This is a genomic window from Arsenophonus sp. PmNCSU2021_1 (genome assembly GCF_036919435.1).
Classification (GTDB): domain Bacteria; phylum Pseudomonadota; class Gammaproteobacteria; order Enterobacterales; family Enterobacteriaceae; genus Arsenophonus; species Arsenophonus nilaparvatae.
Map to the genome: position 1 here is coordinate 117,876 of NZ_JAZHPL010000001.1, position 12,138 is coordinate 130,013.

General features: G+C 51.1%; 21 protein-coding genes and 1 pseudogene. 21 read left to right on the forward strand and 1 reads right to left on the reverse strand.

The window, feature by feature from the left end; translation table 11 throughout:
- Positions 1–56 precede the first annotated feature (56 nt).
- The 4 genes and pseudogenes from V3224_RS00750 to V3224_RS00765 all read left to right on the forward strand — a co-directional run bounded on the left by V3224_RS00750 (position 57) and on the right by V3224_RS00765 (position 2,367).
- On the forward strand, positions 57–818 hold the full coding sequence (locus tag V3224_RS00750) for a Wzz/FepE/Etk N-terminal domain-containing protein (RefSeq protein ID WP_334467875.1): 762 nt from the start codon (positions 57–59) through the stop codon (positions 816–818).
- A gap of 4 nt (positions 819–822) precedes the next feature.
- Positions 823–1,188, forward strand: coding sequence for a GNVR domain-containing protein (locus tag V3224_RS00755; protein WP_334467877.1), 366 nt, complete (start codon positions 823–825; stop codon positions 1,186–1,188).
- A 97-nt stretch (positions 1,189–1,285) separates the two neighbouring features.
- Positions 1,286–2,193 (forward strand): annotated as a pseudogene (locus tag V3224_RS00760) (inosine/guanosine kinase); the annotation flags it as partial.
- 15 nt (positions 2,194–2,208) lie between these two features.
- A complete protein-coding gene (locus tag V3224_RS00765; RefSeq protein WP_334467879.1) occupies positions 2,209–2,367 on the forward strand; it encodes a hypothetical protein in 159 nt (52 codons plus the stop codon).
- A gap of 37 nt (positions 2,368–2,404) precedes the next feature.
- Here V3224_RS00765 and V3224_RS00770 read toward each other — a convergent pair whose 3' ends face one another.
- Positions 2,405–2,983, reverse strand: a complete 579-nt coding sequence (locus tag V3224_RS00770) for a helix-turn-helix domain-containing protein (protein ID WP_334467881.1) — start codon at positions 2,981–2,983, stop codon at positions 2,405–2,407.
- A 177-nt stretch (positions 2,984–3,160) separates the two neighbouring features.
- Here V3224_RS00770 and V3224_RS00775 point away from each other — a divergent pair, with 177 nt between their 5' ends.
- From V3224_RS00775 to V3224_RS00845, 17 genes are all read left to right on the forward strand, one after another.
- Entirely contained in the window at positions 3,161–3,400 is a 240-nt protein-coding gene (locus tag V3224_RS00775; RefSeq protein ID WP_334467883.1) for a helix-turn-helix domain-containing protein, read from the forward strand.
- A 2-nt stretch (positions 3,401–3,402) separates the two neighbouring features.
- On the forward strand, positions 3,403–5,493 hold the full coding sequence (locus V3224_RS00780; RefSeq protein WP_334467884.1) for a Mu transposase C-terminal domain-containing protein: 2,091 nt from the start codon (positions 3,403–3,405) through the stop codon (positions 5,491–5,493).
- A 73-nt stretch (positions 5,494–5,566) separates the two neighbouring features.
- Positions 5,567–6,508, forward strand: a complete 942-nt coding sequence (locus V3224_RS00785; protein ID WP_334468085.1) for an AAA family ATPase — start codon at positions 5,567–5,569, stop codon at positions 6,506–6,508.
- Between the two features lie 2 nt (positions 6,509–6,510).
- Positions 6,511–6,723 (forward strand): hypothetical protein, encoded by a 213-nt coding sequence (locus V3224_RS00790; protein ID WP_010618224.1) that lies wholly within the window; start codon positions 6,511–6,513, stop codon positions 6,721–6,723.
- Entirely contained in the window at positions 6,716–7,120 is a 405-nt protein-coding gene (locus V3224_RS00795; RefSeq protein WP_334467886.1) for a hypothetical protein, read from the forward strand. The genes V3224_RS00790 and V3224_RS00795 overlap by 8 nt, the downstream gene beginning before the upstream one ends.
- Positions 7,117–7,371 (forward strand): hypothetical protein, encoded by a 255-nt coding sequence (locus V3224_RS00800; protein ID WP_334467887.1) that lies wholly within the window; start codon positions 7,117–7,119, stop codon positions 7,369–7,371. The genes V3224_RS00795 and V3224_RS00800 overlap by 4 nt, the downstream gene beginning before the upstream one ends.
- An 8-nt stretch (positions 7,372–7,379) precedes the next feature.
- The gene (locus V3224_RS00805) at positions 7,380–7,904 is read left to right on the forward strand and encodes a host-nuclease inhibitor Gam family protein (RefSeq protein WP_334467889.1); all 525 of its coding nucleotides are present in this window, start codon (positions 7,380–7,382) and stop codon (positions 7,902–7,904) included.
- 360 nt (positions 7,905–8,264) lie between these two features.
- Positions 8,265–8,549 carry a hypothetical protein gene (locus tag V3224_RS00810; RefSeq protein WP_334467891.1) on the forward strand — a complete coding sequence of 95 codons (285 nt, stop codon included), beginning with the start codon at positions 8,265–8,267 and terminating at the stop codon, positions 8,547–8,549.
- A 3-nt stretch (positions 8,550–8,552) separates the two neighbouring features.
- A complete protein-coding gene (locus V3224_RS00815; protein ID WP_334467893.1) occupies positions 8,553–9,071 on the forward strand; it encodes a gp16 family protein in 519 nt (172 codons plus the stop codon).
- A gap of 112 nt (positions 9,072–9,183) precedes the next feature.
- Positions 9,184–9,612 (forward strand): Mor transcription activator family protein, encoded by a 429-nt coding sequence (locus V3224_RS00820; RefSeq protein WP_334467895.1) that lies wholly within the window; start codon positions 9,184–9,186, stop codon positions 9,610–9,612.
- A gap of 125 nt (positions 9,613–9,737) precedes the next feature.
- Positions 9,738–10,244 carry a lysozyme gene (locus V3224_RS00825; protein ID WP_334467897.1) on the forward strand — a complete coding sequence of 169 codons (507 nt, stop codon included), beginning with the start codon at positions 9,738–9,740 and terminating at the stop codon, positions 10,242–10,244.
- Positions 10,241–10,609, forward strand: a complete 369-nt coding sequence (locus tag V3224_RS00830) for a hypothetical protein (protein ID WP_334467898.1) — start codon at positions 10,241–10,243, stop codon at positions 10,607–10,609. The genes V3224_RS00825 and V3224_RS00830 overlap by 4 nt, the downstream gene beginning before the upstream one ends.
- The gene (lysC, locus tag V3224_RS29635; RefSeq protein ID WP_442889673.1) at positions 10,581–10,778 is read left to right on the forward strand and encodes an Rz1-like lysis system protein LysC; all 198 of its coding nucleotides are present in this window, start codon (positions 10,581–10,583) and stop codon (positions 10,776–10,778) included. The genes V3224_RS00830 and lysC overlap by 29 nt, the downstream gene beginning before the upstream one ends.
- A 3-nt stretch (positions 10,779–10,781) precedes the next feature.
- A complete protein-coding gene (locus tag V3224_RS29640; RefSeq protein WP_442889627.1) occupies positions 10,782–10,952 on the forward strand; it encodes a TraR/DksA family transcriptional regulator in 171 nt (56 codons plus the stop codon).
- Complete coding sequence (locus V3224_RS00835) at positions 10,942–11,250, forward strand: DUF2730 family protein (RefSeq protein ID WP_334467899.1); 309 nt, start codon at positions 10,942–10,944, stop codon at positions 11,248–11,250. Before V3224_RS29640 ends, V3224_RS00835 begins: the two co-directional genes overlap by 11 nt.
- Positions 11,247–11,537, forward strand: coding sequence for a VpaChn25_0724 family phage protein (locus tag V3224_RS00840; protein WP_010618208.1), 291 nt, complete (start codon positions 11,247–11,249; stop codon positions 11,535–11,537). Before V3224_RS00835 ends, V3224_RS00840 begins: the two co-directional genes overlap by 4 nt.
- Positions 11,538–11,547: 10 nt before the next feature.
- On the forward strand, positions 11,548–12,132 hold the full coding sequence (locus V3224_RS00845) for a DUF3486 family protein (RefSeq protein ID WP_334467901.1): 585 nt from the start codon (positions 11,548–11,550) through the stop codon (positions 12,130–12,132).
- Positions 12,133–12,138: the final 6 nt, after the last annotated feature.

Consider the following 12,138-nt stretch of genomic DNA (forward strand, 5'->3'; position numbering starts at 1 on the left):
GTAGATGAGCATTTATAATTATTTATTAACAACATAACTGTTAGAAGCTATAACCTATGACAAATAGACCATTATTAGATGCAACTACAGAACTCGACCCCTCTTTTTATTCTGCCGATACGAAACAAGATGATGAAATTGATTTATTTGAACTTTTTTCTATTCTTTATCGATCTAAATTGTTGATTGCGATTTTTGTTGCCGTATTGTCCGCAGCCGCTTTTTGTTGGTCGTTATTTTTACCACAAAAATGGGCAAGCAAAGCCATGATTGTTCAACCTACCGCTCAAGAAACGTTTAAGCTGAATGAATTCCTTAGTCAATTAAGAGTAATGGATGTTGAAACAAATATCGATGCTGAGCAAGTTTATGCAAAATTTCTTGATGCTTATCGTTCTCAGTTGTTACAGGAAAATTTTCTGAAAAGTAGTTACTATTTTCAGCAGTTAGTTAAATCAACAGAGTCACAACCCTTAGAGAGAGAAGAACAGCTTTTACGTGATATGATAAATAATATTACTGTTGGCAACGTCATTTTTAGTAAAAATGCAAAAAATAATGTAGATAATATTACGCAGCCGATAGAAGCAAGCGTAGAGTTTTCGGCGGCAACTGCTCAAGATGCCAAGAATTTATTGTCTGATTATCTGCGTTATGTTGGCTCTAGTATACGACAGGAAATTAAAGCCGAGTTAAATGAAAAAATAGCACAACAAATTGTTTATGCTAAAGGTAAATATGCTATTAAGTTGACGGCTTTAAAAAATGCTAATCGGGTTGCGGTTCAGCGGTTGAAGAATTCGTTAACAATAGCTTAATCTGTTGGAGTTAAAAAAACCGGTTTCAACTACTCATAACTTTATTCAAGATGATTTAGATTACCCTATTGCATTAGGTTCAGAAGCTTTAGCTAAAAAGTTAGCTATTATTGAACAGGATAATGATCAGCTACCATTAGATCCTGAACTTTTAAATAGCCAACAATATATCCAGCAATTACAGGCGTTAGGCACTAAAAATATTTGGTTTCAGCCGGTGAAATATATACAAAAGCCAACTTTACCGCTTGCTAAACAGGCACCCAAGCAAATGTATATAGTTGTATTAGCTGGACTAGCCGGTTTAATTTTGGGTTGTGTTTATGTTTTATTACGTCATATGATAAATAGCCGCAAGCAACAAGTCTGATGAGATAATTTTATATAAGCGGCAGGTAATTTTCCTGCTGCTCAATGATGTTAGTTATGTTAGACTCGCTCCTTTCGTTATTACTAATCTACCTATTATGAAATTCCCTGGTCAATGTAAGTCCAAGCACTATTTTCCTGTTAGTCTTCGAGATCCCTTATTATCCAATCAAAAGTTAATCAATAGTGACAGTGATCATGCATATATAGTTGGTATAGATCAAACTTTGGTTGATATTGAAGCAAAAGTTGATGATGATTTTATTCAGTGTTATCAACTTAGTCAGGGGCACTCACTCGTTATTGAAGAGACTACTGCTGAAGAACTTTATCGTGAGTTAACGGAGCGCAATCTTATTAGTCATGAATTTGCTGGTGGCACGATAGGGAATACTTTACATAATTACTCGTTATTAGCTGATGATAGATCTGTGTTATTGGGTACGATGTGTAATAACATTCAAATTGGTAGCTATGCCTATCGTTATTTATGCCATACTTCGAGCCGGATGGATTTAAATTATTTACAGGGTGTTGATGGTCCGATTGGTCGCTGTTTTACCTTAATTACGGAAAATGGTGAACGAACATTTGCAATTAGTCCAGGGTTAATGAACCAATTGCGTCCTGATAGTATTCCAGAGCAAATTATTGCAGAAGCATCAGCACTGGTTATTACTGCTTATCTTGTCCGCTGCCAACCTGGTGAACCGATGCCTGCCGCAACAATGCAAGCAATAGAGTATGCTAAAAAACATGATGTGCCGGTGGTACTGACATTGGGCACTAAATTTGTTATTGCCGATGATCCCTCCTTTTGGCAAGATTTTCTCGCTAAATAGTTTCTGTTGTGGCAATGAACGAAGATGAAGCGTTAGAGTTGACGGGGATCAAAGATCCCTTATTAGCTGCCGATAAAGTGCTTGATTGGGTTGATCTGGTGCTTTGTACCGCCGGTGCTGATGGACTCTACATGGCTGGTTATACCGAATCAACTATAAAGAAGTAATTTATTTGATACTTGTGGGAACATCCGGGAATTGGCGGGAACTCATGGGATTTCTTAGGGTTAGCTCGGATTTATCTATTTGATACCGATGAGCAAAATATGAACAAAAATGAGCCTATAGGCAAAATATTTGATACTTACTGCAATGGATTTAATACCGTTTTAAAATAGCTTTAATATAGTAAAAAGCATTAGCTTAGCAAGCGCCTCAAGCACTGGCTTGGTGCTTATGATTTATTTCTTCAGAAAGGGTACTACATTGCTTGATTTCACGCAAAATCTCTCTTACGCGATTAGGTGGTAATTCCTGCAAACTAAGAGCTGCCTCCCTTGCCTCTCCTGAAAGTTTAAGTAAATCTACACCCCCCTGTTCTAGTAATAAAGCTAATAATTCAGCACCTTTGCGCCCAAGTAATCTAGCTAACTTTTCCCGTTCTACAGGCTCCAACGACCTTAAAATAGCATTAAGATCTTGCAAGTTACGATCAAGTAATGACTCATTCTGTTGTGGCTGTTGTGGCTGTTGTGGCTGTTGTGGCTGTTGTGGCTGCTGGCCATTAACTAACCAATCAATACTGACATTTTCTTTACAAGCGATTTTTTGAATCATACTTAGTAAAGGTTGAGTATTTTTGCTTAAGTAGTTATTCAAAGTTGATGTTGGAATCCCCCAGTCTTTTGCGGCTGCTCGTACACTTCTGCTACCTATAAGTGCTTTCAATCGGTCTTTAAAACTTTCTTTTTCAGTATGTTGCAAAGAAAAATCTTTGCTTTTAGCATCTGTCATTTTCTTTTCCTCTAATTTATTGAATCAAAAGGCTTTGTTTTAACTTGAGCAATTTTCGTGTTAAAAACGAAAAGAAAGGAGCTAATTTGCTTTACTTTGATTCAAGTTAAGATAATAATATCTATGGATAACACACCCATGTTATCTGCATATCTAACCTTTTAGGATAATCGAATAATGCTTATAAATGAAGTTTTAAACCGTGATTGGCACCGCCAACATATTGTGGCTGCGGTGCATGTGAAAGGGTTCACACTTCGCCAGCTCTCCGTTCAGGCAGGATTAAAGCCAGATTCACTAAAAAACGTGCTATATCGCCCCTGTAAAAAATACGAACGTATTGTTGCGGAGGCGATCGGTGTTGCTCCTGAAGAAATCTGGCCAAGTCGGTATCGTCGTGCCCGTGAGGTAGCCTGATTATGTTTGTATCAGTGAATGAATTAATCGGGATACCTGGTTTACCTAGTACTGTGCAAGGCTTGCGTTGGTCTCTAAATAAATGGGCCGCTGGTTCTGTTTCGATGAAACGCAAACGTCCAGGCACCAAGGCTTACGAGTACCACATTGATTGCTTACCACCTGAAGCCCAGAACGCGATCCGTGAGCGTCATCTTCAACAACTGATGATCGCTGCACCGGTGGATGATGCTGCCAAACAACCCACTGTATCAAAGGTCAACACCGATCCGGAGAAGCTTGGCAAGTTGGACGTTTATCGCCGTTGCCCTGCGTTGATTGGCAATAAACTGGCCGACCTGACGGACAAGCAGCGCCAGATTGCCGATGCGAGAATGTTACTGGTACAGCATATCCTTACTATCGGCCAACAGCCGCGTTATAGCTGCGCACAGGCCATCCGCTTTATTGTCCAGCAGGCGAAAAAAGGCCAGTTGCCCGAAAGCATCGCGCAAGCGGCACAGGTGGCTAATGCCAAGAAGGGCAAAAGCCGTCAACTCAGTGAAATCACCCTTAAGCGCTGGCTGGCCGACTACAAAAAAGCCGCCACGCCCGCCGAGCGCCTGATTATCTTGGCACCGGGTAAGCGCGAGGTGGTCAAACCGGAGCAGATAGCCTGGTTACATGACTATCTGGCGCACTATCGCAAGCCAAACGGGTGCAGCATGAAAGAGGCCTATGTGGATTTTTGCGCCGAATGGCAACAACGCTATGCCGATGAGCCGCTGATGTTGGCCGCGCAGCCTTCCTACGATGCGGTGCTGTACGCGATGGAGAAACTCCCCGAAATCGTCAAACAGCGCGGGCGCAAAACCGGCAGCGAATATCGCCAGCTGGAAGGGTTTGTCCGCCGCGACTGGACCAGCCTGCCGGTTAACTACGTCTGGATTGGCGACGGTCACGGCATGAAGATGAAAGTCGCCCATCCCGACCACGGTCAACCCTTTTCGCCGGAAGTGACTTTTATTATCGATGGCAGCTGCCGCTATATCACCGGCTGGAGCCTGTCGCTCTCCGAGAACGTGATTGCCGTTACCGATGCCCTGCGGTATGGCATTGCCACTCACGGCAAACCGTTTCTCTACTACTCAGATAACGGCAGTGGTGAAACCAATCTCACCCTGGATGCAGACGTGACCGGTATTCTGCGGCGGCTCGAGATTGACCACCCGACCGGTATCGCCGGCAATCCCCAGGGGCGCGGCATTATCGAACGCCTTAACCGTACCTTGCCCATGTACCTTGCCCGCCGCTTTGCCACTTATTACGGTACCGGCGCTGACCGGGAAACCGTGCGCAAGACTGGCAAGGCGCTTAAATCCGCCTTAAACGCTCAGGCAAAGGGCCATGCACTGACGGTCGCCCAGCAGAGCACGTTACGCAAGCTGCCCTCCTGGGAGAGGCTGATTGATGAAATCAAGGCCGGGGTCGAGTGGTACAACGCCCGTCCGCACAGTGAATTACCCAAACGCCCCGATGGCCAGCATTACAGTCCGGCCGAGTTTCGCCGCTGGAAGCTGGAAAACGAAGCCACCGAGCTGGAGTGGCTGACACAGTTTGAACTGCGCGACCTGTTTATGCCACAGACCGAGCGCACGGTCAGGCGCTGTGAAATCCGTTTCCTTAACAATATTTATTATGCCGCCAAACTGGCCGAGGAGCACGACCGCAAGGTGTTAATCAGTTACGACATTCACGATGCCAGCAAGGTTATCGTGCGCCGTATGGACGGTACTTACCTCTGTGACGCCCTGTGGGACGGCAATAAACAGCTGGCCTTCCCGGTAACGGCGGAATACCACAACCGGCAGCAACGTATCAAAGGGATGCGTAAGCGGGGTGAGGAGAAAGTGGCATTAGCAGAGGCAGAAAATACCCTGACGTTGCCGGCTGAAAAAGTCAATGACCTCGGCTTACCGGTCAATGTTTATCGGCAATTGGGGAATACCGCATTAAAAGCTGAGGTTGAAGAACAGAGCGACCTTGATGCGGAAGCCGCGTTACAACGGGGTTTGGCATTACTGGAAGCCCAGCAGATTGACCCGCTGTTGTAAAAAAGCCATCTGGTCGGCAAACCGAATGGCCTTATCGAAACACAAAAACACTTTCTTTCAAAGAGGCAAGATGATGACTCAAAATGATGATCTTATCAAGACGCTGCATCAACTGATTGATTCAGGCCAGGTCACACAGGCGCAGATTGCCCGTGAAACCGGCCAGTCGAGTGCAGTGATATCCAGCTTTATCAACGGTAGTTATAACGGCAATAACCAGCGCGTCGGTGAACTGTTAACCCGCTGGCTGACGGATTATCAGCAAAAAAAGACTTTGCCCGCGCCGCCGCAGTTTGTGGAGACGGCCACGGTCAAGGAGATATGGGCGGTGTTCCAGTTTGTCCGGCTGGCGCAGTGCATGAATGTGATTGTCGGGGTGCCGGGGGTGGGCAAAACCTTTGCTGCCTGTCAGTACTGCCAGCATGCCAATACCTGGATGGTGACCCTTTCCCCGGCCCACGCCAGCATTACCGAGTGTCTGCTGGAGCTGGCGGAAGCGTTGGGTCTTAGCGACCTGCCCAAAAACAAGGGGACGCTGGCGCGCGCGATACGGCGGCGGCTGACCGGCACTCACGGGCTGGTGATTGTCGATGAGGCTGACCACCTGGGCATTGACGGCCTGGAGCAGCTGCGCGCCATTCAGGGTGCGACCGGGGTCGGGATGGTGCTGATTGGTAACCCGCGCGGCCTGTCGAAATCGGCCCGCTCAACCCAGGGGGCGGATGACTTGGCTCGGCTGTACAGCCGTATCGCCCGCTCCAAACGGCTGTTAAAGGCCAAAAAAGCCGATGTGACCGCGATTGCTGCCGCCTGGGGCATTACCGGCGAAAGTGAGCTGACGCTGGTACAGGCCATTGCCCAGAAAGCCGGTGCCTTGCGGGTATTGTCGCACACCCTGCGCCAGGCGTGGCTGATGGCCAGCGGTGATGCACAGGTCCAGCTGGGGGAAAAATACATCAAGGCGGCCTTCAGGGAGGTGTATACCGATACCGACCTGCTGCCGGCAAGGGGGTGAGTATGGGCGGTGTGCTCTTTACCGACAGCGCCGGACGCCAGGTGCTGCTCAATACCCGGCGGGTGGTGTCTGTCTCGCTGGAATCGTCACACAGCCTGTTAGTGTCGTTTGGCAACCGGGGAGACGCGCTCTATGTGTTGCCGGATGCGCAGGAGGTGATGATGCAGGTCTGTCATGACATGAACCAGTTACTCAGGAGAGCCAGTGATGAATAACCCTTTACGCCATGAAGTCCGCGCCCTGCGGCGTATGGCCCGCTACGCCAGCTATAACGTTGATGGCACTATCCGGCCCAATATTACCCTGTCACGCGGGGCAACGCCGTACCTCTGGCTGGACCGGTATGAGATGGCGGCGGCGACCTTGCCCCCGGCCCAGCAACAGTATTACCGGTGGCAGGGATTTGATGTGGATGTCTGGGAAGCGCTGCAACTGGGCTGTTATCTCTCTGGCCCAAGCCGGCGTCAGGCGTGGTACGCCGCCTGGCACACCTTACGGGCATTGCTGTCCGGGCGGTCAGTGCCGTCCGAATCGGGGCCGGTTTTACTGAGCACGCTACTGTATGAGGCTCGGTTATCAATGAAAAGGCTGAATAAGGAAAGGTCATCATGATGAACATGTTTGATGCCATGAACGCCGTGCGCCGCCGGCTACGTCAGGCGGGCAGCGACATCCTGCATACCCGGCGTTACTGCCAGCGCCCGTTTATAAAAATCACCCCGCCGGTACGCCCGGGGGAGAGGGATAACGCGACGGAAATCACCCTTTGCTGCCAGGGAGAGCGCCGTCAGGTGTATGCCCGCCAGATTGAGGGGTGTCTGGTGTATTGGGACACCACAGAAGAGAAGAGACCACAGGAGTGATAAAAGCGATGAAAAATAGCGTGCAACGTATGAAAAATCCCGCGAGCGAAGCCGTACCACAAAGTCGGGAAGCGGTCTGCCAGGCGATAAAAACCCTGGGCGATCTGAAACGGGAACAAGTGCGCACCGAGACGCAGATGAATGACGCGATTGCCAATATTACCGGGCAATATGTTCCCAGGCTTGAACAGCTGAAAAAAGAAGGCAAGGCATTACTTAACGGTATCCAGTCCTGGTGTGAAGCGCATCGTCAGGCGCTGACGCTCGACGGTAAAGTGAAAACGGTCAACTTTACCACCGGTACCGTCAGTTGGCGATTGCGTCCAGCCTCCTGCGCTATCCGTCATACGGATGAGGTCCTGGAGGTACTCCGACGTATGCAGCTTGAACGTTTTATTCGGGTAAAGGAAGAAATTAACAAGGAGGCGATTTTAAACGACCCCAGTGCCGTAAAAGGGATTGTCGGCATTACCGTGAAAAACGGTGTGGAGGACTTTGAAATCAAGCCTTTTGAACAAAAAGACGCCGGATAATTCCGCGCGCGTTATTTCGTTTTACCTCTAATAACCTGAGTTCGGGATAAGCGTTAGTTATGAGAAAATAAAAATAGCTCATTTATCAATAAAAACCTTTTAAAATCAATAAAATGATAAAAAAAGGAATATTTTTAGTTGGTTGTAGGTTAAAAAATAAGCTATTTTCTCTGCTAAAATCATGAAAAAAGCCAAAATTTAGCACTGTTTTATGTAATAATTTTAATTTAAGTAATTGAATATATAATGAAAAAATTTATATTCCTTATCCCGAACTCAGGTTCTAATAGTGTTAAATCCGGCGCGTGCGTCAGGGCTTCGTGCGCGCCAAATTCAGCCGAGGACATATTATGTCAGTGAATGAACAGTCTATTTATGATGCCGCCCTGGCGCCATGACCGGCAAATGTTAAAAACCATTGAGCGCTGTGGGGCACTGGCCGGCGCGCTGTGCCGTTTTCTTTCGCAGGGGCAGAATATGCGACAAGTCTGTCAAACCGTGGCGGACATGGAAATCATGCTCGCCCAGCTTCGCCTGAACGGTCTGGCGGCGATGATTGACGATGAAAAAGTGCGCAAGCTGGACGCCTTGTCGCAACGCCTATTGACCCAACAACCGGCGACGATAAACACGGGGGAAGGATAAGTCATGAACCGGGCTACCTTAATCAAACTTATCCATGTGGCCCGTCGGGAGTTGCAGCTGGACGAAGCGACCTACCGCGCGGCGCTGATGAAGGTGTGCGCCGATAAAACCAGTTGCCGGGAAATGACGGTACCCGAGCTGGTCAGGGTGTTACATGCCTTTCAGCAAAAAGGCTTTACCGTGCGTTCAAAGCCGGTTTTACGCGGCGTTAAACCCGCGTCACCGGTCGCTAAAATCCTTGCCATCTGGCAGACCATGCACCGCCAGGGGTTTGTGCAGTCCGGCGATGAGGCAGCACTGAATGCCTGGATAAGGCGTACCACGGCAAGGGAGAACGGTGGCCTGGGGGTGGCACAGCTGGCCTGGCTCAATCAGGATAACGCCCTGGCCGTCAAGGTGCTTGAAAGTCTTAAGCGCTGGCATCGGCGCTGCATGCTGGCGACACTCCCCCCGGGTACGCCGGCTGAAAGTTATCCGCGCGTTTGTCAGCGTTATGAGGCCGAGACCCGTGTATCGTCATAACGTCGGTAACGGGGTATCTTCACCGTGGGCAGAAGGGGCGTCTCGCTTTAGGGTTATGGGATAATATATTGTATAATAACATTATTACTCAACTCACCTGATGAGGTAGACGATGAAGATACAACAAGCAGATTTACTCGCCGATGATACCCAGCTGCATGCGTTAATTGACCGAATAGACACGGTGGATGAGGAAACCTTACAGCCTCAGTGGCCACAATTACTCGCCGCGTTGGTGGATGTGATGGATAATGAACTGCAACGCCAGGGATTTACCGCCCCCCAATCTCGCCCTCTGGCGCGTAAAATGGCGGCGGCCCTGGCCGCGTATGCGGGTGGGCGTAACTATTATTTGCCCAAAGGCGACAGTCTGCTTACGGCGTTACGCGACGATGAAATTTTCCACCGCTGGCAGCAGGGCACACCGATTGAAACGCTACGCAAGGCATACCGGCTCGGCCAGATACAGATTTATAAAGTGATTGCCACCCAGCGCCAGCGCTATGTCAAGCGTACCCAACCCGCCCTGTTTGCCGACTAACCCCTGCTAACGTATCCGAACAATCGACTGGCCCCCAGGGGACGGATTGTTAACGGAGCGTAATCCCCCGCCTTATCACGCAACGCTTACCCTGTGACCAGGAATCCCTGTATCAAGGTATCGCTATGCCGCCGTTGCCCGACCCGTTACGTAAAAAACTCCTCGCCGTCTCCGGTGCCGGTCTGTTGACTATTGCCGCCTGCTATACCGCGTTCTGGGAAGGTCACGCCCTCCAGCCCTATGCCGACAGCGGCGGGGTGCTGACGGTGTGCTACGGCCATACCGGTAGCGATATCACCCCCGAGACGACCCAAACGCCGGCGCAATGTGAGGCCCTGCTGGCGGCGGATATGCGCCAGGCTTTCGCTGTGATTGACCAGCAGGTCACCGTACCGCTGTCAGACGGGCAGCGCGTGGCGCTCGCGGCGTTTATTCACAATGTCGGGTCGGGGGCCTTTGCGCGCTCGACCCTGCTAAAGCGCCTGAATGCCGGCGATATCCCGGCGGCCTGCGATGAGTTTCGTCGCTGGGTTAAGGTGAAGGGCGTCACGCTGAACGGTCTGGTCAATCGCCGCGCCGCCGATGAATGGCTGTGTCGGCATGGACTGCCTGACCCCGAGGCGACGCTGTGAACACGTTACTTAAAACGGGGCTGACGCTGTGCCTGCTGGCGTTATTACTCGCTACTGCCGGCTGGCTCTGGCAACGTGAACGCCTGCGGGAAACCGCGCTGCACGACTTGCGCCAGGAGCGGGACGAAGCCTGGCAGGCACTGGCAGAGCAACGCCAAATACAGCAGGTATTTCATACCTTGGAGCAGACCGTCACGCATGAAAAACAACACCTGCGCGGAGAAAGCGAAAAGGACCGCCAACAGGTGCGCCAGCGGTTATCGTGGGTCAATTGTGCCCGTGAGCCTGTGCCTGGCCCTGTGGCTGACCGGGTGCGCCGCGCCGCCCGTGAAAGTGGTGACGTTGCCGCCCGTACCGCTCCCTGAAGGCTTACTGGCGGCCTGTCCGGCTCCGCTACCACCGGAGCCGTTGACCTTTGGGGCCAGCGTGGACTATTCCCTGCAACTGCTGGCCGTGATTAAACAGTGTAATGCCGACAAGGCCGCGTTGCGCCAGGCCGAGCATTACCGACAAGAGCAACCCCATGATGAGTAAACGATGGAAACGATAACCCCCTCAATACCGGACAACGGACGGACCCGAACCCCGCCCGCGCGTTATTGCGCCGCGTGCCGGGTTCCGATAGACCCGGCAAGGCTGGCCGTGATGCCCCAGGCGCGCTGCTGTGTGGCCTGCCAGGCACGACGGGAGCGGCGGCGTGTGGGTTAACGTGCTTAAAGACTCTATTGCCCCGGCGCTCTCTGCTGCCAGCACCGCAGGGGCGCTGTTTATGTGGCTGATGCGCCGCTCCTTTGCCGGACGCGAGCAGGTCGAGCGCCTTAACGCCCGTCTGCTGACGGTAGAAACCCAGCTGGGTAATGCGCCGTCGGCACAGACAGTGCATGCCCTGAAAGTGGAAATCACCGAGCTGCGCGGCGATTTGAAAGAAACCCGCGCCAGCTTGCAGGCGGTGACGCATCAGCTAGAGTTACTGGTGGAAAAAGCCCTTTACCGGAGTGACGGATGATTGACGATATTTTGACGCAAGACCAACGCCTGGTGATAGTGCGTTCACTGAATGAGTATCACGGCGAATTAAATGAATCGGTGTTGCAGGACTGCCTCGACGCCTACGGTCATAAGGTGTCGCGCGACCGGGTGCGCGTGTTACTGGCCTGGCTGGCGGAGCAGGACCTGTTGCGGCTTGATACCTTGCCCGGGGGTTATCTAGTGGCCCATCTGAGCGGGCGCGGGCAGGAGGTCGCCGAGGGTCGCGCAACCGTGCCGGGCGTGAAGAAGCCACGTCGGCGCTAGGGAGGTCGCGATGGAAGAAAACCTCACGCGCGGGCGCGCCAGTAAGGTGGATTTATTACCGGCGGATATTCGTCAACGCCTGTTTGCCCTGCTGCGAGAAAAACGCATTACCCAGTTACAGATTGTGGACGAGATTAACCGCCTGATTGATGCCGCAGGCCTCCCGGTCGAGCAACAACTGTCCCGCTCAGGGGTGAACCGGCTGGCAACGCAAAACGAGCGCGTGGCGCGGGATTTACGCGAGCTGCGTGAGCAGACCCGCGCCCTGACCGCTGAACTGGGCGAAAAACCCACCGGCGAAACCTCGCGGCTGATTATGGAGATGGCGCGCTCCCTGCTGTTCAAGGGCATCCGCAAGCACCAGATTGCCAGCCAGGATAACGACGAGATTGATATTGATTTTCTCAAAGAAGCCATGCTGGCCGCCCAGCGCCTGGAGCGCACGGCAGAGATGAGCCACAAGCGCGAGGCACAAATCCGCCAGGCTTATGCTGAGGAAGCGGCGAATGCCGTCAGTGAAGCGCTCCGTGGACAAGAGGGCATGAGTCACCAGATGGAAAGCAAAATCCGCGACATTTTGCTGGGTAAGGCCTAATGCATT

Excerpts from the sequence above, each read along its gene's own strand:
- V3224_RS00785 (WP_334468085.1), top strand. The coding sequence starts at position 5,567 with ATGACTCAAAATGATGATCTTATCAAGACGCTGCATCAACTGATTGAT.
- V3224_RS00840 (WP_010618208.1), top strand. The coding sequence starts at position 11,247 with ATGATTGACGATATTTTGACGCAAGACCAACGCCTGGTGATAGTGCGT.
- V3224_RS00800 (WP_334467887.1), top strand. The coding sequence starts at position 7,117 with ATGATGAACATGTTTGATGCCATGAACGCCGTGCGCCGCCGGCTACGT.
- V3224_RS00780 (WP_334467884.1), top strand. The coding sequence starts at position 3,403 with ATGTTTGTATCAGTGAATGAATTAATCGGGATACCTGGTTTACCTAGT.
- V3224_RS00750 (WP_334467875.1), top strand. The coding sequence starts at position 57 with ATGACAAATAGACCATTATTAGATGCAACTACAGAACTCGACCCCTCT.
- V3224_RS00845 (WP_334467901.1), top strand. The coding sequence starts at position 11,548 with ATGGAAGAAAACCTCACGCGCGGGCGCGCCAGTAAGGTGGATTTATTA.
- V3224_RS00820 (WP_334467895.1), top strand. The coding sequence starts at position 9,184 with ATGAAGATACAACAAGCAGATTTACTCGCCGATGATACCCAGCTGCAT.
- V3224_RS00795 (WP_334467886.1), top strand. The coding sequence starts at position 6,716 with ATGAATAACCCTTTACGCCATGAAGTCCGCGCCCTGCGGCGTATGGCC.
- V3224_RS00810 (WP_334467891.1), top strand. The coding sequence starts at position 8,265 with ATGAACAGTCTATTTATGATGCCGCCCTGGCGCCATGACCGGCAAATG.
- V3224_RS00775 (WP_334467883.1), top strand. The coding sequence starts at position 3,161 with ATGCTTATAAATGAAGTTTTAAACCGTGATTGGCACCGCCAACATATT.
- V3224_RS00825 (WP_334467897.1), top strand. The coding sequence starts at position 9,738 with ATGCCGCCGTTGCCCGACCCGTTACGTAAAAAACTCCTCGCCGTCTCC.
- V3224_RS00815 (WP_334467893.1), top strand. The coding sequence starts at position 8,553 with ATGAACCGGGCTACCTTAATCAAACTTATCCATGTGGCCCGTCGGGAG.
- V3224_RS29640 (WP_442889627.1), top strand. The coding sequence starts at position 10,782 with ATGGAAACGATAACCCCCTCAATACCGGACAACGGACGGACCCGAACC.
- V3224_RS00770 (WP_334467881.1), bottom strand. The coding sequence starts at position 2,983 with ATGACAGATGCTAAAAGCAAAGATTTTTCTTTGCAACATACTGAAAAA.
- V3224_RS00790 (WP_010618224.1), top strand. The coding sequence starts at position 6,511 with ATGGGCGGTGTGCTCTTTACCGACAGCGCCGGACGCCAGGTGCTGCTC.
- V3224_RS00805 (WP_334467889.1), top strand. The coding sequence starts at position 7,380 with ATGAAAAATAGCGTGCAACGTATGAAAAATCCCGCGAGCGAAGCCGTA.